Origin of the sequence: Streptomyces sp. SAI-170, from assembly GCF_049739565.1 — a bacterium.
Classification (GTDB): Bacteria; Actinomycetota; Actinomycetes; order Streptomycetales; family Streptomycetaceae; genus Streptomyces.
Genome location: NZ_JBMGQD010000001.1, coordinates 2,173,112 through 2,193,680 on the forward strand (window position 1 = coordinate 2,173,112; position 20,569 = coordinate 2,193,680).

The window sequence follows — 20,569 nt, forward strand, 5'->3', positions numbered from 1 at the left end:
AGGCGGTGCTCAGTCGGTCTCCCCGAGGGCCATGCTGATGAGGGCCTCGCTGTCCATGGAGTCGATCTCCGACGCGCCGACGGCTGCCGGGTCGTCGCCGGTGCTGTCGTCGGCGGTGCCCGCCAGTTCGAGCAGCCGGTCGAGGAGGCCGGTCTCCTTCAGCCGGGCCACCGGGATCCGGGCGAGCGCCTCGCGGACGCCCTCCTCGGTCACGGGTGCCCCGGCGGCGGCGGGTTCCTCCGCCACGGGTTCCGGCGCGAGTTCGGCGAGCAGGTGCTCGGCGAGGGCGCGCGCGTTGGGGTGGTCGTAGATCATGCCGGCGGACAGCTTCAGGCCGGTGACGAGGACCAGCTTGTTGCGGAAGCCCATCGCGGTGAGCGAGTCGAAGCCGATCTCGTTGAACGGCTTGTCGAGCGCCACCTCGTCGGCGTCCGCATGGCCGAGGATGCCGGCCGCGTGGGTCCTGACCAGGGTGAGCAGGGCGGGCATCCGCTGGTGCGGGGGCATCGCCGCGAGCCGGTCGCGCAGGCTTCCGGAGTCGGCCGGGGCGTCCTCGGCGCTGCGGCGGGCCGGGGCGGGCGTCACGCCGCGCAGCAGCGGCGGCAGTTCGCCCGGGTCGCGGCCGGCCAGTACCTGGGTGTCGAGCCGGATCGGCAGCAGCAGGGCGTCCGCCCGGCCGGTGGCCGCATCCAGCAGGGCCAGGCCGTCGGGGACGGTCAGCATGCCGATGCCGGTCTCCGCGATCCGGTCGCTCTCGGCGTCGGTGAGCGTCCCGGCCATGCCCTCCTCGCCGGTGTCCCACATGCCCCACGCGAGGGAGGTGCCGGGCAGTCCGGCGGCCCGGCGGCGGGCGGCGAGCGCGTCGAGGAAGGCGTTCGCGGCGGCGTAGGCGCCCTGGCCGGGTGAGCCGAGGACACCGGCCGCCGAGGAGAACAGCACGAACGCGGTGAGGTCGCGCTCGGCGGTCAGCTCGTGCAGGTTCAGCGCGGCGTCGACCTTGGGCCGCAGCACCGCCTCGACCCGCTCGGGCGTCAGCGAGGTGATGACGCCGTCGTCGAGCACGCCCGCCGCGTGCACGACACCGCGCAGCGGCCGGTCGGCGGGGACCTGGTCGAGCAGGGCCGCGAGTGCGGTGCGGTCGGCGATGTCGCAGGCGGCCGCGGTGACGGTGGCGCCGGCGGCGGTCAGTTCGTCGCGCAGCGCGGCCGCCCCGGGGGCGTCCGGGCCGCGGCGGCTGGCCAGCAGCAGATGCCGTACGCCGTGGGTGTGCACCAGGTGCCGGGCGACGGCGGCACCGAGCGCGCCGGTCGCGCCGGTGACCAGGACGGTGCCCTCCGCGTCCCAGGCCGGGGCGGCCGCCGTGGCGGCGGCCCGGACCATACGGGGTGCGCGCAGGGTGCCGTCGCGCAGCGCGGTCTGCGGTTCGCCCGTGGCGACGGCCGAGGCGAGCAGCCGTACGGGGACGGTCTCCTCGTCGGCCGGGAGGTCGACCAGCAGGATCGTGCCGGCGTGTTCGGCCTGCGCCGAGCGCACCAGGCCTGCGACGGCCGCCCCGGCGAGGTCCGTGGGGCTCTCGCCCGAGGTGGAGACGGCTCCCCGGGTGACCACGACGAGGGTGCGGTCGGTGGACGCGGGGTCGGCCAGCCAGGTCTGCAGCAGGCCCAGGACTCGCTGTACCTCGGCGTGGACGTCGTCACCGCCGCTGGGCAGCAGCACCACCGGCGCGTCCGTCGCCGCCGGGTCGGCGCCCGTGCGGGCGGCGAGGTCCCAGCGGTCGGGGCCGAGGAGCTGCCGGCCGACCGGGGCGGCAGTGGCCTCCACCGCGAGGCGCTGCCACTCCACGCCGAACAGGCTGTCGGTGGTGGCGGCGGGCGCGGCGGCCGGGCGGGTGTCCGCCGCGGACAGCGGGCGCAGCAGCAGCGAGCCGACGGAGGCGACGGGGCGGCCGGTGGCGTCGGCCAGCTCCAGGCTCACCACGCCCTGCCCGGTGGGCCGTACGTGCACGCGCAGCCGGGTCGTGCCGACGGCGTGCAGTTCGACCTGCTCCCAGGAGAACGGCAGGACGGGGTCGGCGGACGCGGCCGCACCGCAGCCGATGGTGTGCAGGGCGGCGTCCAGGAGGGCGGGGTGGATGCCGAACCGGTCGACGTCGGAGGCGGCGCGGGCGTCCAGCTCGACCTCGCCGAACACCTCGTCGCCGCGCCGCCATACGGCGTGCAGCGCGCGGAACTCGGGCCCGTAGGCGAGTCCTTGCTCGGCGAGGCCCTCGTACATGCCGTCGATCGCGAAGGGCTCGGCGCCGGCCGGGGGCCACTGGTCGAGGCCTTCGGTGCGGTGCGGGGCGCCGGGGGCGAGGGTGCCGCTGGCGTGCCGGATCCACGGCCGGTGCGCGTCGGCGCCCTCGGTGCGGGCGTGCACCTGGAAGGGGCGCCTGCCGGTGTGGTCGGGGGCGTCCACGGACAGCTGGAGGCGGACGCCGGTGCGGTCCGGCACGATCAGCGGGGCCTCGACGGTGAGTTCGGCGAGCTGCGGGCAGCCGACGGCGTCACCGGCGCGGATGGCGGCCTCCACGAAGGCGGCGCCGGGCAGCAGGACCACGCCGTTCACACGGTGCCCGGCCAGCCAGGGGTGGGTGCCCAGGGAGAGGCGGCCGGTGAACAACAGGCCGTCCGATCCGGCGAGTTCGGTGGCGGCGCCGAGCAGCGGGTGCTCCTCGGGTCCGGTGCCGACGCCGGCGCTCTCCACCCAGTAGCGCTTGCGCTGGAAGGGGTAGGTGGGCAGCTCCACGTGGCGCCGCTCGCCGAACAGGGCCCGCCAGTCGACGGACCGGCCGCTGATGTGCAGCCGGCCGAGGCCGGTCAGGACCGCCTGGGGTTCGGGCAGGTCCTTGGCGAGGGTCGGGGTGACGAGGGTGTCGTCGGTGCGGTCGGCGAGGGTCTCCTGGGCCAGCGCGGTGAGCGCGCCGCCGGGGCCGACCTCGACGAACCGGGTGACCCCGAGCTGCTCCATGGCGCGCACGGCGTCGAGGAACCGGACGGGGTTGCGGACCTGTCCGGCCCAGTAGCCGGGCGCGGTGAGGTCGTCGTCGGCCTGCTCGCCGGTGACGGTGGAGACGAGCGGGATGCGGGGCTGCGCGAACGCGGCCTTGCCCGCGACGGCGGTGAACTCGTCGAGCATCGGCTCCATGAGCCCCGAGTGGAAGGCGTGCGAGACGCGCAGCCGCCGGGTCCGCTCGAAGGTGGCGGCCACCGCGTCGACCGCCTCCGCCGGGCCGGAGATCACCACGGAACGGGGGCTGTTGACGGCCGCGATGTCGACCCCGTCGGTCAGGGCGGCCCGCACGCTGTCTTCGTCGGCGGCGACGGCGGCCATCGCGCCGCCCGCGGGCAGCGCCTGCATCAGGGCGCCGCGCGCCACGACCAGGGCGCAGGCGTCGTCCAGTGCGAGCACTCCGGCGACATGGGCGGCCGCGAGTTCGCCGATGGAGTGACCGGCGACCACGTCGGGCCTGATCCCCCAGGACTCCAGGAGCCGGAACACCGCGACCTCGACGGCGAACAGCGCGGGCTGGGTGTACTCGGTGGCGTCGAGCAGGGCCGCCTCGGGGGTGCCCTCCTCGGCCCACATGACGTCCTTCAGCGGGCGCGGCAGCCGGGGGTCGAGTTCCGCGCAGACGGCGTCCAGCGCGTCGGCGAACACCGGGAACTCCGCGTGGAGTTCGCGTCCCATGCCCAGGCGCTGGGAGCCCTGCCCGGAGAACAGGAAGCCGGTGCGGCCGCCCGCGCGGGGCGTCCCGGTGACCACGCCGGGGGCGTCCTCGCCGTCGGCGAGGGCCATCAGGCCGCGCAGGAAGTCCGGGTAGCGGCGGCCGACGACGACCGCGCGGTGTTCGAGCGCGGCCCGGCCGGTGGCCAGGGAGTGCCCGACGTCGGCGAGGGGCCGGTCGGGGTCGTCGTTGAGGTAGGACAGCAGCCGCTCGGCCTGCAGGCCGAGGGCCTCGCGGTTGCGGCCGGACAGCACCCACGGCACGCAACGGTCGGAGTCGTCGGGGGCGGCCGGCTCCTCGGCGGGCGGCTCCTCGATGATGACGTGGGCGTTGGTGCCGCTCACGCCGAAGGAGGAGATGCCCGCGCGGCGCGGCCGCTCCGTGCGCTCCCAGGGCCGGGCCTCGGTGAGCAGCCGGACCTCGCCCGCGGACCAGTCGATCTCCTCGGACGGTTTGGCGACGTGCAGCGTCCTCGGCAGCAGGCCGTGCTGGAGGGCCAGCACCATCTTCAGCACGCCCGCGGCTCCGGCGGCGGCCTGGGTGTGGCCGAGGTTGGACTTCACCGAGCCGATCAGCAGGGGCCGTTCGGGCGTGGCCTCCTGGCCGTACGTCGCCATCAGTGCCTGTGCCTCGATGGGGTCGCCGAGCCGGGTGCCGGTGCCGTGCGCCTCGACGGCCTCCACGTCGCCGGGGGCGAGTCCCGCCGAGGCGAGGGCCTGGCGGATGACGCGCTGCTGGGCGGGGCCGTTGGGGGCGGTGAGGCCGTTGGAGGTGCCGTCCTGGTTGACGGCGGAGCCGCGCACCAGGGCGAGCACGGGGTGGCCGTGGCGGCGGGCGTCGGACAGGCGCTCCAGGACCAGCAGGCCCGCGCCCTCGGACCAGGAGGTGCCGTCGGCGTCGTCGGAGAACGCCTTGCAGCGTCCGTCGGGGGCGAGGCCGCCCTGCCGGCTGAACTCCACGAACGTCTCCGGGGTCGCCATCACGGTGACGCCGCCGGCCAGGGCCAGGGTGCACTCGCCCTGCCGCAGGGCCTGCGCGGCGAGGTGCAGGGCGACCAGCGAGGAGGAGCAGGCGGTGTCGACGGAGACCGCGGGGCCCTCCAGACCGAGGGTGTAGGCGATACGGCCGGTGACGATGGAGCCGCTGCTGCCCGCGCCGAGGTAGTCGTGGTACTGCACCCCGGCGAACACACCGGTCCGGCTGCCCTTGAGGGAGCGCGGGTCGATGCCGGCCCGCTCCAGCGCCTCCCAGGACGCCTCGAGCAGGATGCGCTGCTGGGGGTCGATCAGGGCCGCGTCCTTGGGGGCGACCCCGAAGAACGCCGGGTCGAAGTCGCCCGCGTCGTACAGGAATCCGCCTTCGCGGACGTACGTGGTGTCGGGGCGGCGCCGGTCGGGGTCGTAGAGGCCGTCTATGTCCCAGCCGCGGTCGGCGGGGAAGTCGCCGATGCCGTCGCCCTCCTCGACGAGGAACCGCCACAGGTCCTCGGGGCTGCTGACGCCGCCGGGGAACCGGCAGGCCAGGCCCACGATGGCGATCGGCTCGTCCGCGTCCCGGGTGCGGACGACGGCCTCGCCGCCGGCGGCGGTGCCGAGCAGCTCGGCGAGCAGATGGTCGGCGAGCGCGGTCGGGGTGGGGTGGTCGAAGACCAGGGTGGCGGGCAGCCGCAGCCCGGTGGCGGCGGTGAGCGCGTTGCGCAGCTCGATCGCGGTCAGCGAGTCGAACCCGAGCTGCTGGAACTCCAGTTGCGGGTCCACGTCGGCCGCGGAGGCGTGCGCGAGGACGGCCGCGGTGTGCTCGCGGACCAGCTCCAGCACGGCGGCCGGGCGGTCCTCGGCGGACAGCACCCCCTCGACCCGGTCCGGCACCCGCACCGCGGCGGACGCCGTGCGCCGGGTGACCCCGCCGGTGAGGGCGTGCAGCGCCCTCGGTGCCTGGTCGCCCGCGGCCCGCAGGGCGGTGTGGTCCAGCCGCAGCGCGACGGTCGTGGCGGTGGCGTCGGCGGGGTCGGTGGCCGTGCGGAGCACCTCGTCGAGGAGCGCGAGGCCCTCGGCGGTGGTCAGCGGCGGCAGTCCCGTGCGGGCGTGCCGGAGCAGGTCGGCCTCGGTGAGCGTGCCGCCCATGCCGCCGATGTCGCCCCACAGTCCCCAGGCCACCGACAGCGCGGGCAGGCCCTGCGCCCTGCGGTGGGCGGCGAAGCCGTCCAGGAAGGCGTTGGCGGCGGCGTAGTCGGCCTGGCCGGGCGCGCCGAGCACGCCGGAGACGGAGGAGAACAGCACGAACGCGGCCAGGTCCAGGTCCCGCGTCAGCTCGTGCAGGGCGAGGGTGCCGTCGACCTTGGGCCGCAGCACCGCGTCCACCCGCTCGGGGGTGAGGTCGGTGACCAGGGCGTCGTCGAGGACGCCCGCCGCGTGGAAGACAGCCGTCAGGGGGTGCGCGGCGTCGAGGGCCTCCCGCAGGGCGTCGACGTCGGCGACGTCGCAGGCGGCGACGCTCACCCGGGCGCCGAGCGCGGTCAGCTCCTCCGCAAGCTCGTCCGTGCCACGGCGGCTGACCAGCAGCAGACGCCGTACGCCGTGCTCGGTGACCAGATGCCGGGCGAGGACTCCGCCGAGCGCGCCGGAGGCGCCGGTGAGCAGCACCGTGCCGTCGGGGTCGAACAGGGCGTCGTCCGCCTCGGAGCGGGCCGCGCGGGTCAGCCGGGTGGCGTGCAGCACGCCGTCGCGCAGGGCGAGTTCGGGCTCGCCGCCGGTGCGTACGGCGTGCAGCACGGGCGCGGTGAGGGCCGCCTCGGCGTCGTCCGCGTCCAGCAGGACGAGACGGCCGGGGTGTTCGGCCTGCGCGGCGCGCACCAGGCCGCGTACGGCCGCGCCCGCGAGGTCGGACACCGGCTCGCCCGTGGGGGCGACGGCGCCCGTGGTGAGCACGACGAGGGTGGCGTCGGCGGTGTGCGCGGACGCCAGCCAGTCCTGGAGGGCGAGCAGCGCGCGCCGGGTCGCGGCACGCACGGCCGCGGCGTCGGTGCCGGCCGTACTGCGCAGCACGACGGTGGCGGGCACGGGCGCGGTCAGGTCGAGGCCGCCGAACTCCGCCACGTCGACGGGTTCCTGGCTTACCGTCAGGTCAGGCAGCGGCACCAGGTCGACGTGGTACAGCGGCGGTCGTACGGTCGCCGCGGCGGTGGTGTCCAGTGCGCGGAAGGCGTTGGCCTCGACGGTGGCGACCGGGTCGCCGGCCGCGTCGGCGACGGTCACCGCGAAGGTGTCCGGGGCGACGGGGCTGAAGCGCACCCGCAGGGCGGAGGCGCCGCTCGCGTGGAGTTCGACGCCGGTCCAGGAGAACGGGACGAGTCCGGCGCCGCCCTCGGTGGCGTCGCCGCCGCCCGCCGCGCGCAGGGCGTGCGTGGCCGCGTCCAGGGCGGCCGGGTGCAGGGCGAACTCCTCGGCGCCGTGCGGCGGTTCCTCGGGCAGCCGTACCTCAGCGTAGATGTCCTCGCCGGAGCGCCAGGCGGCGTGCAGCGAGCGGAAGAGCGGCCCGTAGGTCAGTCCGGTGGCGGCGAAGTCGTCGTAGAGCCCGTCGAGCGGGAGCTCCACGGCGTTCTCGGGCGGCCAGACGGTGAGCGGGGTGCCGGGGCGGCCCGAGCCTGCGGTGAGGGTGCCGGACGCGTGGAGGGTCCAGGGTTCGTCGTCGGGGGCGTCCTCGGGCCGGGAGTGGACGGTGACGGTACGGCGACCGCTCGGGTCGGCGGCGCCGACGGCGAGCTGCACCTGGACGCCGCCGTACTGCGGCAGGGCGAGCGGTGCGCTGAGAGCGAGTTCCTCGACGCGGCCGCAGCCGACCCGGTCGCCCGCCTGGACGGCGAGTTCCACGAAGGCCGTGCCGGGCAGCAACACCGTCTCGCCGACGCGGTGCTGGGCGAGCCAGGGCTGCCGGGCGGGCGAGAGCCGGCCGGTGAGGACGACGCCGTCGCTGCCGGCCAGGGTGACGGCGACGCCGAGCAGCGGGTGCCCGGCGGCGTGCAGCCCGGCGGAGGCCAGCGCGTCCTGGGCGCCGCGCTCCTGAAGCCAGTAGCGGCGGCGCTGGAAGGCGTACACGGGCAGCGGGACGCGGCGGGCGCCGTGTCCGGCGAGGACGGCCGCCCAGTCGGGGTCGAGGCCGCTGACGTACAGCCCGGCGAGCGCGGTGAGCGCGGTGGCGGGCTCGGGCCGGTCCTTGCGGAGCAGCGGCAGCAGCACGACGCGGTCCTCGGCGGTGGTCAGGCTCTGCCGGGCCAGCGCGGTGAGCACGCCGTCGGGGCCGACCTCCACGAAGCGGGTGACGCCGAGCTTCTCCAGGGTGCGTACGCCGTCGTGGAAGCGGACGGCCTCGCGGACGTGCCGCACCCAGTACTCGGGGCTGCGCAGTTCGTCGGCGGTGGCCTGCTGTCCGGTGAGGTCGGACACCATCGGGATCGCGGGCTCGGCGAAGGCGATGCCCCGCACGACGGCGGCGAAGTCGTCGAGCATGGCGTCCATGCGCGGCGAGTGGAAGGCGTGGCTGACCCGCAGCTGCCGGGTCTTGCGGCCGAGTCCGGCGAAGTGGGCGGCGATGTCGCGGGCGGCGTCCTCGTCGCCGGAGACGACCACGGAGGTGGGGCCGTTGACGGCGGCGATGCTCACCCGGTCGGTCAGCAGCGGCCGTGTCTCGTCCTCGGTGGCCTCCACGGCGATCATCGCGCCGCCCTCGGGCAGGGCCTGCATCAGCCGGCCGCGCGCGGCGACCAGGGAGCACGCGTCGGCGAGGCCGAGCACCCCGGAGACATGGGCGGCGGCGAGGGCGCCGATGGAGTGGCCGATGAGCACGTCCGGGGTGACGGACCAGGACCGAAGGAGCCGGAAGAGGGCGACCTCGACGGCGAACAGGGCCGGCTGGGTGTACTCGGTGCGGTCCAGACGGTCCGCGTCCGCGAAGATCACCTCGCGCAGCGGGCGGTCCAGATGCGGCGCGAACGCCTCGCACACCTCGTCCAGCGCGGCGGCGAACACCGGGAACGCGGCGTGCAGTTCACGGCCCATGCCGACGCGCTGGGCGCCCTGGCCGGAGAAGAGGAACGCGGTCTGGCCGGGCGTCTGCGGGCCGGTCGGCACCTGCGGCGCGGCGGTCCCGGCGGCCAGCGCCGCGAGCCCGTCGCGGGCGGTGCCCACGCTGTCGGCGAGCACCACGGCCCGGCGTTGCAGCGGGGAGCGGCTGGTGGCGAGGGAGAACCCGAGGTCGAGGAGCGCGGCCGGGTCGTCGTCGCCGAGCCCGGCCGCGACCGGCGTGAGCTGCTCGGCCTGCGCCTGGAGCGCGGCGGCGTTGTGGGCGCTGACGGGCAGCGGCACAGGCATGCCGGCGGGCCAGGGGGCGGAGGCCTGCGTGTCGGGGGCGGAGGCCTCCGTGTCGGGGGCGGCCTCCGCGGGCGGGGCCTCCTCCAGGATCAGATGCGCGTTGGTGCCGCTGACGCCGAAGGAGGAGACGCCGGCCCGGCGCGGGCGTTCCGCGTCGGCGGGCCAGGGACGCTCCTGCTCCAGGAGGCGTACGTCGCCCTCCGACCAGTCGACCTCGGTGCTGGGCCGGGTCACGTGCAGGGTCTTGGGCAGCAGGCCGTGGCGCAGGGCGAGGACCATCTTGATGACGCCGCTGACTCCGGCGGCCGCCTGCGCGTGCCCGATGTTGGACTTGACCGAGCCGAGCCACAGCGGGCGGTCGGCGGGGCGTCCCTGGCCGTAGGTGGCGAGCAGCGCCTGCGCCTCGATGGGGTCGCCGAGGGTGGTGCCGGTGCCGTGGCCCTCGACGGCGTCCACGTCGGCCGGGGTGAGCCCGGCGTTGGTGAGGGCCTGGCGGATGACGCGCTGCTGGGAGGGGCCGTTGGGCGCGGTGAGGCCGTTGGAGGCGCCGTCGGAGTTGACGGCGGAGCCGCGGATCACGGCGAGCACCGGGTGGCCGTTGCGGCGGGCGTCGGAGAGCCGCTCCAGCAGGAGCAGGCCCGCGCCCTCCGACCAGCCGGTGCCGTCGGCGTCGTCGGAGAACGCCTTGCAGCGGCCGTCGGGGGCGAGGCCGCGCTGGCGGCCGAAGGCGCGGAAGGGTGAGGGGGTGGCCATCACCATGACGCCGCCCGCGAGGGCGAGGGTGCAGTCGCGCTGGCGCAGCGCCTGGGTGGCCAGGTGCAGGGCGACCAGCGAGGAGGAGCAGGCCGTGTCGACGGTGAGGGCGGGGCCCTCCAGGCCGAGGGAGTAGGCGATCCGGCCGGAGATCACCGAGGCGGCGGTGCCGGTGCTGAGGTAGTCGTCGGCGACGGCGGCCATCCGGTCGGCGGGGACGCCGTCGTAGTAGTCCTGGCTGCCGCTGCCGACGAACACGCCGACGGGCGCCTCGCGCAGCGACAGCGGCGGGATGCCCGCGCGTTCCAGGGTCTCCCAGGCGAGTTCCAGCGCCAGGCGCTGCTGCGGGTCGAGGGCGAGGGCCTCGCGCGGGGAGATGCCGAAGAACGCGGCGTCGAAGTCGCCCGCGCCGTCGAGGAATCCGCCCTGGGTGACGGCCTCGGTGCCGGGGTCGTAGAGCTCCTCGACGTCCCAGCCGCGGTCGGTGGGGAAGTCTCCGACGGCGTCGCCGCCGGCCGCGAGCAGCTTCCACAGGTCCTCCGGTGAGCGCACGCCTCCGGGGAAGCGGCAGCCCATGGCGACGACCGCGACGGGTTCCTGCTCGGCGGCCTCCAGTTCGCGCAGCCGTTCGCGGGTCTTGTGCAGGCTCGCGGTCACCCGCTTGAGATAGTCGACCAGTTTTTCTTCGTCAGCAGCCATCGCGTCTCGTGTCCTGTCCCCGTGGCCCGTCAGCTCGCGCCGAGTTCGTTGTCGATGAGGTCGAAGAGGTCGTCGGCCGTCGCGGTGCGCAGCCGGTCCGTGACCGTGGAACCGTCGTCCGTGCCGAGCGTTCCGGTGAGCCGGCCGACCAGGTGCGTCAGGCGTGCGGTGACCCGGGAGCGTTCGATCTCGTCCCGGTCGACCGCGGCCAACCGCGCCTCCAGCCGGTCGAGTTCGACGCTCAGGGGTACGTCCGCCGCCGACTCCCCGCCGCACAGCAGCGTCCACAGGTGGTCGGCGAGCGCCTGGGCGTGGACGTGGTCGAAGACGACGGTGGCGGGCAGTCTGCGGCCGATCGCCGTGGCGAGCCGGTTGCGCAGGTCGACCGCGGACACCGAGTCGAAGCCGATCTCCTTGAAGACCTGGCCGGGTTCGACGTCGGTGGCGTCGGCGTGGCCGAGGACGGCCGCCGCCTGGGCGCGCACCAGCTCCAGCAGGTGGCGGCGCTGCTCGTTCTCGGTGAGCCCGGCGAGCCGCTCCGTCAGGGCCGCGGCCCCGGCGTCCGCGGCCGGCTCGGCGCCGTCGGTCCGGGTGGCGAGGGCCCGCTGGGCGTCCGGCAGGTCGCGCAGCAGCGGGCGCGGGCGGCGCAGCGTGTAGACGGGGACGAACAGCTCCCAGTCGATGTCGGCGACCACCAGGTGGCTCTCGCCGCGGCCGACGGCCAGGCCGAGCGCCTCGACGGCCGTCTCCGGGTCCATCTCGGCGAGGCCCATCCGGCGCAGATGCGCGCCGTCCGCCTCGCCGACCATGCCGCCGCCGCCCCACGATCCCCAGGCGACGGAGGTCGCGGCCAGGCCGCGGGCGCGCCGGTGCTGGGCGAGCCCGTCGAGGTAGGCGTTGCCCGCGGCGTAGGCGGGCTGTCCGGAGGTGCCCCAGACGGCGGCTCCGGACGCGAACAGCACGAACGCGTCCAGGTCCCGCTCGCCGAGCACCTCGTCGAGTACGGCGGCCCCGCGGGCCTTGGCGCGCATCGCCGCCGCGAACTCCTCGGGGCTCACCTCCGACACGGGTGTCTCGGCGGTGAGGACCCCGGCCGCGTGCAGGACCGCGGTGAGCGGCTGGTCGTCGGGGAGGGCCGCGACCAGCGCGCTCACCGCGTCCCGGTCGGTGACGTCGCAGGACTCCAGGCGCACGTCGACGCCCAGTTCGGTGAGTTCCGCGGCGAGTTCGCGGGCGCCGGGGGCGGCCGCCCCGCGCCGGCTGGTGAGCACGAGACGTGCGGCGCCGGCCCGGGCCAGTCCGCGAGCCACATGGGCGCCCACTCCCCCGGTGCCGCCGGTGATCAGCACGGTGCCGTGCGGGCGCCAGGAGGGGCGGTCGCCGTCCGGGAGCGGGGCGCGCACCAGGCGCCGGGCGAAGGTGCCGGTGGAGCGGACCGCGATCCGGTCCTCGCCGTCGCCTGCGGACAGCACCCGGCACAGCCGGTCCAGCGCGTCGGCGCCGGGGTCCGGCGGCAGGTCGACCAGGCCGCCCCAGGTGTCCGGTACGTCCAGCGCCAGCACCGTCCCCAGGCCCCACAGCGCGGCGGAGTCCGGGTCGACGTCCTCGGCCGTGTCGACGGCCACCGCCCGGGAGGTGAGGCACCACAGGGGCGCCTCGATCCCGGCGTCGCCCAGCGCCTGGAGCAGCGTGAGGGTGCCGCCCACGGCGTACGGCAGACCGTCGCTCCCGGCGCCGGAGGGCGCCGCGAAGAGCACTCCGGCGGGCGTACGGCCGTCCAGAGCGGCCCGCAGCCGGGCGGCGAGCCCGGCACGGTCGGCCCCGGCGGCGGGGACGGTGACGACAGTGGCTCCGGCGTCGGTGAGGGCCTGGGCGGCGGCCCCGTCGAGGCCCACCAGCAGCCAGGTACCGGTCAGTCCGGTGTACCGGCCGCCGGTCAGCGGTGCCCAGGTGACCCGGTAGCGCCAGGCGTCCAGCGCGGCGGCGCGGGTGCGGTCGCGGCGCCAGGCGGACAGGGCGGGCACCAGCGCGCGCAGCGGCTCGGCGTCGGCGAGGCCGAGGAGCCGCGCGAGCGCCTCGGGGTCGTCGCTGTCGACGCCCGCCCAGAACGGGTCGGCCCCGTCCACGGCGGCCTCACCGGCGGGCACCTCGGGCAGGTCGGGGCTCCAGTAGCGGACGCGCTGGAAGGGGTAGGTGGGGACGTCGGTGGGCTCGGCGTGCGGGAAGAACGCCGTCCAGTCCACCGGCAGTCCGCGCACATGCCGTTCGGCGGCCGAGGCGGCGAACCGGGCGAGGCCGCCCTCGTCGCGGCGCAGGGTGGCGGTGACGACGGCGTCCGTCTCCAGCTCCTCCAGGGTCTCCTGGATGGACATGCCCAGGACCGGGTGGGCGCTGATCTCCAGGAAGGAGACCGGCCCGGCGGCCGCCAACTCCCGTACGGCGGGGGCGAATCGGACCCGGCCGCGCAGGTTGTCGTACCAGTAGCGGGCGTCGACCTCGGTGCCGTCGAGCCGCTCGCCGGTGACGGTGGACAGCATCGCCACCTCGGCCGTGCGGGGCCGCACGGGCGCGAGGTCGTGCAGCAGGCGCTCCTGAAGGGCGTCGACGTACGCCGAGTGGGAGGCGTAGTCGACGGGGACCCGCTTGGCGCGGACGCCGTCGGCCTCCAGCTCCTCGCGCAGCCGGTCGAGCGTGGTGCCCTCGCCGGAGATCACCACGGACCGGGCGCCGTTCTCGGCGGCCACGGAGACGGCCGGGCCGTAGGGCGCGATGCGCTTCTCGGCGTCCTCCGCGGACAGGCCGACGGCGAGCATCCCGCCCTCGCGGTCGAGGAGTTCGGCGATGGCCCTGGAGCGCAGGGCGACCACGCGGGCGCCGTCGTCCAGGGACAGCGCACCGGACACGGTCGCCGCGGCGATCTCTCCCTGGGAGTGACCGATCACCACATCGGGCTCGACGCCGTGCGCCCGCCACACGGCCGCCAGGGACACCATCACCGCCCACAGCAGGGGCTGTACGACGTCGACGCGGTCGGCGGGCGGAGTGCCGGGCTCACCGCGCAGTACGGCGGTGACGGACCAGTCGGTGTACCGGGCGAGGGCCTCCTCGCACTCGGCGAGCCTGCGCGCGAACACCTCCGACTGGCCGAGGAGTTCGGTGGTCATACCCGGCCACTGCGAGCCCTGCCCGGAGAACACGAACACGGTACGGCCCAGGGTGCCGGCCCGGCCGGTGACGACCGAGGGCGCCGAGGCGCCCCCGGCCAGGGCCCGTAGTCCGGCGGCGAGTTCGTCGCGGTCGGCGCCGACGACGACGGCCCGGTGCTCGAACTGGCTGCGGCCGGTCACCAGGGACAGGCCGAGGTCGTCGGGTCGTACGGCGGTGTCGTCCAGGCGGGCGGCCAGGCGGCGGGCGGACTCGCGCAGCGCGGTCTCGGTACGGCCGGACACCACGAGCGGGGTCACGGCGGGGGCCGGCTCCCGCTCGGCGGCCTCGGCTTCGGGGGCCTCTTCCAGGATGATGTGGGCGTTGGTGCCACTCATGCCGAAGGAGGACACGGCGGCGCGGCGCGGCCGGCCCGGGTCGGTCCAGGGCTCGGTCTCGGTGAGCAGGCGGACCGCGCCCGAGGCCCAGTCGACGTGCCGGGAGGGCGTGTCGGCGTGCAGGGTCTTCGGCAGCTCCCGGTGGCGCATCGCGAGCAACATCTTGATGATGCCGGCGACGCCCGCGGCGGCCTGGGTGTGCCCCAGGTTGGACTTGACCGAGCCGAGCCTGAGGGGCTGGTCGGCGGGGCGTCCCTGGCCGTAGGTGGCGAGCAGCGCCTGCGCCTCGATGGGGTCGCCGAGGGTGGTGCCGGTGCCGTGGCCCTCGACGGCGTCCACGTCGGCGGTGGTGAGCCCGGCGTCGGCGAGCGCCTGCTGGATGACCTTGATCTGGGAGGGGCCGTTGGGCGCGGTGAAGCCGTTGGAGGCGCCGTCCTGGTTGACGGCGGAGCCACGGATGACGCCGAGGACGCGGTGGCCGTTGCGGCGGGCGTCGGAGAGACGTTCCAGCAGCAGCACGCCGACACCCTCGGACCAGCCGGTGCCGTCGGCGTCGTCGGAGTACGCCTTGCAGCGGCCGTCGGGTGACAGACCGCGGCGGCGGGCGAAGTCCACGAAGATCGTCGGGGTGCTCATCACGGCGACGCCGCCGACGAGGGCCATGGTGCACTCCCCGGCACGCAGCGAGCGCGCGGCGAGGTGCAGGGCGACCAGCGAGGAGGAGCAGGCCGTGTCGACGGACACCGACGGGCCCTCCAGGCCGAGGCTGTAGGAGACCTGGCCGGAGATCAGACTGCCGCCGGGGGCGCCGCCCGTGTAGTCGTGGTACATCAGCCCGGCGAACACACCCGTCGGGGTACCGCGCAGGCTGTCGGGGGCGATGCCGGCCCGCTCGACGGCCTCGTAGGACGCCTCCAGGAGCAGCCGCTGCTGGGGGTCCGTCGCGCGGGCGTCGGCCGGTGAGATGCCGAAGAACGCGGCGTCGAATTCAGGGGCGTCGTGGAGGAATCCACCGCGGCGCACATACGTCTTTCCGGGCCGGTCGGGTTCCGGGTCGTAGATCCGGTCGATGTCCCAGCCCCGGTCCGCGGGAAAGTCACCGATGGCGTCGCGGCCCTCGGTGAGCAGGCGCCACAGATCCTCCGGGGAGGAAATACCGCCGGGAAAGCGGCAGCTCATTCCGACGACCGCGAGGGGTTCATGGTTGCGGGACTCCGACTCCCGCAGCCGCTGCCGGGTCTCCTGGAGATCGGCGGTCGCACGTTTCAGATAGGCGCGCAGCTTTTCTTCGTGTTCCATCGCCGTCCCGTTCACGAGATGCCCAATTCCATCGCAAGACACAGGCTTTTGCGGTGTCCGCCGCTTTCCCGGATTTCTCCGTGTTCTCGGCGAACGCTACCGAGGGGGGCTTCGCGCACCCACCCCTAAAATTCCGGCCGGGCCGTTTCTACCGGTCGGCCGTGAGCCCGGTGAGTTCCGGCACGAGGTCGCGCGGGCTCGGCAGGGCCGCGCACTCCGCGCCCAGTTGTCCCGCCCGGGTGCGCAGTGCGGAGTCGCCGGTGACGTCCCGCAGCGCGGCCGCGTCCAGGTGGGCGGGGTCGAGGACGGCGGCGGCGCCGTACCGGACGAGCCGCTCCACCACGCCCTCCTGCGCGGGGCGGTCCGACAGGACGAGCTGGGGCAGCCCGTGGGAGAGGGCCGCCGCGGCCAGGGCCGGAGCACCGCCGTGCACCACGCCCGCGCAGGACGGCAGGACGGCGTCGGCGGGGATGTCGTCGAAGAGCCGCACCTGGGACGGCAGCCGGACGCCGTCGGGGACGCGGTCCGCGGGACGGGCGCACACCAGCTCGGCGTCCGTGCCGGCCACGGCCTCGAACAGGGCGGGGATCGCCGCGTCGGGCACGTCGGCGGTCACCAGGACCCGGCGTACGCGCGGGGTGCGCCGCAGCCAGACGGGGATCACCTTGGGGCCGGTGTACGGCACGGGCCGCACGGACAGGGAGTCGTCGCCGGGCGTCCGCAGGGACGGCGGCAGACAGTCGAGGACGCGGTGCGGGGCGGTGTCGGTGTCCTGCGCCGGCGGCCCGAAGGGGCCGTCGACCCGGACATGAGGGGTGCCGAGCTGCGCCGCCGCGGCGGCACCGGCCGGTGCGGCGGAGTCCCACAGGACCAGCCGGGGCCGCCACAGCCTGCCGTGGGCCACGAGGCCGTCCACGTCGGCCGGTTCGTCCAGGAGGGCCTCCGTCTCCGGCACGTCCTTGCCGACGGCCACGGCCACCAGGCCCGTCGCGGTGACGGCCTCCGTGAACGCCGGCCGCGCGGCGATCTGCACCGCGTGCCCCGCCGTCCGCAACGCCCAGGCGAGCGGCACCAGTTGATGCAACCGGTCCTCGGCCGACGGCGTCACCAGCAGAACGCGCATGTGTTCCCTCCAGAGAACCAGCCCGCCGACACCGGACGGGCGACGGGACGTCACGGACGATAGCCCCGCCCTCACGCGAGGCGGACCCCTAAGCGGGCGGGGGTAGGGGCCGCGGCCTTACGCGTCCCCGGGGGCGAGGGGTAGGGGCGCCCGCGCCGATCCGGGCGGGCTCGAGACGGGCGGGGCCGGGCCCAGGGGCCGCCTGCCGGCCCAGGCCGCGCGGGTTCCGGCCCATGGACCGGCGTGCCGGCCCGTGGACAGGAGGTTCGGCCCCAGGGACCGACGTCGACCCGCAGGCCCCGAGTTCGAGCCCAAGGACACTTACCGGCCCGCAGACGGACAGCTTCCGTCCCAAGGGCCGATGCCGACCCGGACGGGCGCTGGCCCGGACGAGCGCCGGTTCGGACGGACAGCTTCCGGTCCAAGGGCCGACGCCGACCCGGACTGGCGCCGATTCAGCCCAAGGGCCCCCTGCCGGCCCTCAGGCGCGCGACTCCTCCGCGGCCCGGGCTGAGGCCGGGTCGAGGTGCCGCCAGGCCGGTGGCGCCGGTGGTCCCGGTGGGTCCGGGTAGGGGCGTCGCGGGAGTCCGCGGAAAGCGGGGTACGGGTCGGGCGGTGCCGGGTGGGGATAGGGGTTGACCCCGCCTCCCGGCAGCCGTGGGGCCGGCTGGGGTTCGCCGGCCGAGCTCCGACTGGCGCCCGGGCGGGACCTGTTGGTCCGCCTCGGCGCCGTAGGAGCGGCTACTCGTAGCGGTAGAAGCCGCGCCCCGACTTCTTGCCCAGCAGGCCACCCTCGACCATGCGCAGGAGCAGGGGTGGGGCGGCGTAGAGGGGTTCGCGGAACTCGTTGTAGAGGCCGTCGGCGACCCGGGCGAGGGTGTCGAGGCCGATCATGTCGGCGAGCCGGAGCGGGCCCATGGGGTGGGCGCAGCCCAGGGTCATGCCGCGGTCGATGTCCTCGGGTGTGGCGAAGCCGGCCTCGGCCATGCGCATCGCGGACATCAGGTACGGCACCAGCAGGGCGTTGACGACGAAGCCGGCCCGGTCCGGGGAGCGGACGACCTCCTTGCCCATTATCTTCGTCACGAACGCCTCGGTGCGCTCGAAGGTCTCCGGCGCGGTGTGCACGCACCCGGTGAGCTCCACCAGCGGCATCGCCGTGACGGGGTTGAAGAAGTGGGTGCCGACGACCTGTTGGGGCCGGCCGGTGGCTCCGGCGACCCGCATGACGGGCAGGGAGGAGGTGTTGGTGGCGAAGACGGCGTCCGGGTCGTCGACGATCGCGTCGAGCCGGGCGAACAGGTCCGCCTTGGCCCGCTCGTCCTCGACGATCGCCTCCAGCACGAACTGCCGGTCGGCCAGGGCCTCCAGCTCGGTGGTGAAGGTGATCCGGCCCAGCACCGAGGACCGTTCGGCCTGCGCCATCCTGCCCTTGACCACCGCCCGGTTCAGCGAGCCCTCGATCCGCCGCCGTCCGGCCTCGGCGGAGCGCTCCGAGGAGACGGCGACCAGGACCTCCACCCCGGAGCGGGCGCAGGTCTCGGCGATGCCGGAGCCCATCAGGCCGCAGCCGACGACGCCGATCCGGGTGAATCCGCTGTCGTTCACGAGCCCGTACCCGTCGCCTTCCAGCGCAGCACGCTGGTGCCGACCGCCATCCCGCCGCCGAACGCGGCGAGCAGCACGAGGTCGCCGTCGCCGAGCAGACCCGCCCGGTCGGCGTGGTCGAGGGTGACGGGCAGGGACGCGGCGCCGGAATTGCCGAACTCCTCGACGGTCAGGTGCAGTCGGGCCCGGTCGAGCCCGGCCTGCCCGGCGACCTCGCGCAGCAGGACGCCGTTGGCCTGGTGCGGGACGAGATGGGCGACCTCGTCGTGGCCGAGGCCGGTGCGGGCCAGGAGTTCCTTGACGGCCTGGGGCACCTTCTCGCGGACGTAGTCGCTGACGTCCCGGCCCCGCATCCGCAGGTAGTGGCCGCCCGCGTCGACGGTGTCGTACGACGCGGGGTTGCGGGTGCCGCCTCCTTCGATGACCAGGTAGGGCGCCTGGTCGCCGTGGCCGAGCAGATCGGTGCCGAGGATGCCGTACGGCTCCGGGACGGGCCCGAGGACGGCGGCGCCGGCCCCGTCGGCGAGCAGCACCCGGGTGCCGCGGTCGGCGGGGTCGGTGAACCGCGACCACAGGTCGGCGGCCACCACCAGCGCGTGCGCGCCGGGCCGTGCGGCGACCAGTTTGTGGCCGACGTCGAGCGCGGCGACGAATCCGCTGCACCCGATGTTGAGGTCGAAGCAGCCCGCCCGGTCCGCGCCGATCGCCGCCTGCACCAGGCAGGACACCGGCGGCAGCGGCGAGTCGGGGGTGGTGGTGGCGACGACGACGTAGTCGAGCCGGTCGGCGGGGACGCCGCTGCGCTCCAGGGCGCTTCGGGCGGCGGCGATCGCCAGGTCGGAGGTGGCCTGCTCGGGTGCGGCGTAACGGCGTTCGCGGATGGCCGTCTTGCGGACGATCCACTCGGGGGTCACACCGAGGCCCGGGGCGAGGTCCTCGTTGGTCACCACCTGCTCGGGGACGCAGGAGCCGGTGGCGAGTACGCCCACGGGTTGCTCAGACAAAGCTGCGCACCCCCAGCCGATTGATGCGGTCCTCACCGATCTCCTCGCGCTTGGCCCGGTCGGTGACGCCGAGGCCGGTCTTCGGGGCGAGGCAGAGCACGCCGGTCTTGCCGATGTGGGTGTTGTTCTGCACCTCGCGGGCGGCCTCGCCGATCGCGTCCAGCGGGTAGACGGCGCCGAGCACGGGGTGGATGCGGCCCATGTCGATGAGCCGGTTGCTCTCCCACTGCTCGGCCAGGTTGGCGGCGTGGCTGCCGATGAGGCGCTTGAGCTTCATCCACAGGTAGCGGTTGTCGTACTGGTGCTGGTAGCCGGTGGTGGAGCCGCAGGTGACGACGGCGCCGCCGCGGCGGACGACGAACATGGAGATGCCGAAGGTGGCCTGGCCGACGTACTCGAAGACGATGTGCGGGTCCTCGCCGTAGGCGTCGCGGATGATCCGGCCGAGCTTCTTGCCGGAGGCGATGACCTGCGCGGGGTCGGTGCCGTCGCCGTCGCCGATGCCCAGCTCGCTGCGGTTGATGACCAGGTCGCAGCCCAGTTCGCGCAGGGCCTGGGCCTTGTCCTCGGAGCCGACCACGCCGACGGCGATGCCGCCGCCCTGCTGGACCAGCTGCACGGCGTGCACACCGAGGCCGCCGGCGGCGCCCCAGATGAGGACGATGTCGCCCTGCTTCATGCGTGCGCCCCGGTCGCTGACCAGCATGCGGTAGGCGGTGCCGGCGCAGGCGGGCGTGGAGGCGGCCTCCTCCCAGGTGAGGTGGGCGGGCTTGGGGATGAGCTGGCTGGCGCGGACGATCGCGTAGTGGGCGAGGCCGCCGAAGTTGGTCTCGTAGCCCCAGGCCTTCTGGCCCTCGCCGAGCATGCCGTCGGCGTGGGTGACGGCTTCCTGGTCGTCGACCTGGATGGGGCTGGCCAGCACGTGGTCGCCGACCTTCCAGCGCCGTACGCCCTCTCCGGCGCGCACGATGACGCCGGCCGCGTCGGAGCCGAGCACGTGGTAGGGCTGGTCGTGCCGCTTCTCCCAACGGCCCATCTTCCCGTACGACTTGAGGAAGGCGAAGGTGGGCAGCGGCTCGAAGGTGGCCGACCAGACGGTGTTGTAGTTGACGGAGCTGGCCATGACGGCCACCAGCACCTCGTCCGGGGCGAGTTCGGGCATCGGCACCGGGCCGACGTGCAGTGCCTTGCGTACGTCCTTGTCCTCGGCGTCCCCGAAGATGCCGATGTCCTCGATGCGGGTGTGGGCGGCGATGTACTCGGCGGGCACCGGCAGCTTCGCCAGTTCCTCGGCACTCGCTTCGGCGAGCACCGCCTCGGCCAGCACGTCCATGCGAAACCCTTTCCTTCTCTGGTGGGGAGTGCGCGCCGGGGCCGAGGGGCCCCGGCGCGCGTCGAGCCGTGGCAGT

The 20,569-nt window shown here is 75.3% G+C and carries 5 protein-coding genes and 1 pseudogene; all 6 read right to left on the reverse strand.

Going from position 1 to position 20,569, the window contains the following annotated elements:
• Positions 1 to 9: 9 nt before the first annotated feature.
• A pseudogene (locus RKD23_RS09740) lies at positions 10 to 10,542 on the reverse strand (SDR family NAD(P)-dependent oxidoreductase); the annotation flags it as partial.
• Positions 10,543 to 10,613: 71 nt separating this feature from the next.
• Positions 10,614 to 15,425: a type I polyketide synthase gene (locus RKD23_RS09745; RefSeq protein WP_424853326.1), complete on the reverse strand. Its 4,812-nt coding sequence runs from the start codon at positions 15,423 to 15,425 to the stop codon at positions 10,614 to 10,616.
• Between the two features lie 148 nt (positions 15,426 to 15,573).
• Positions 15,574 to 16,548: a nucleotide disphospho-sugar-binding domain-containing protein gene (locus RKD23_RS09750; protein ID WP_424853327.1), complete on the reverse strand. Its 975-nt coding sequence runs from the start codon at positions 16,546 to 16,548 to the stop codon at positions 15,574 to 15,576.
• A 741-nt stretch (positions 16,549 to 17,289) separates the two neighbouring features.
• On the reverse strand, positions 17,290 to 18,156 hold the full coding sequence (locus RKD23_RS09755) for a 3-hydroxybutyryl-CoA dehydrogenase (RefSeq protein WP_424853328.1): 867 nt from the start codon (positions 18,154 to 18,156) through the stop codon (positions 17,290 to 17,292).
• Complete coding sequence (locus tag RKD23_RS09760) at positions 18,153 to 19,160, reverse strand: 3-oxoacyl-ACP synthase III family protein (RefSeq protein ID WP_424853329.1); 1,008 nt, start codon at positions 19,158 to 19,160, stop codon at positions 18,153 to 18,155. The genes RKD23_RS09755 and RKD23_RS09760 overlap by 4 nt, the downstream gene beginning before the upstream one ends.
• Entirely contained in the window at positions 19,153 to 20,493 is a 1,341-nt protein-coding gene (gene ccrA, locus RKD23_RS09765) for a crotonyl-CoA carboxylase/reductase (protein ID WP_424853330.1), read from the reverse strand. The genes RKD23_RS09760 and ccrA overlap by 8 nt, the downstream gene beginning before the upstream one ends.
• Positions 20,494 to 20,569 lie beyond the last annotated feature (76 nt).

Coding starts and splice junctions, on each gene's coding strand:
- RKD23_RS09750 (WP_424853327.1), bottom strand. CDS start 16,548: ATGCGCGTTCTGCTGGTGACGCCGTCGGCCGAGGACCGGTTGCATCAA.
- ccrA (WP_424853330.1), bottom strand. CDS start 20,493: ATGGACGTGCTGGCCGAGGCGGTGCTCGCCGAAGCGAGTGCCGAGGAA.
- RKD23_RS09745 (WP_424853326.1), bottom strand. CDS start 15,425: ATGGAACACGAAGAAAAGCTGCGCGCCTATCTGAAACGTGCGACCGCC.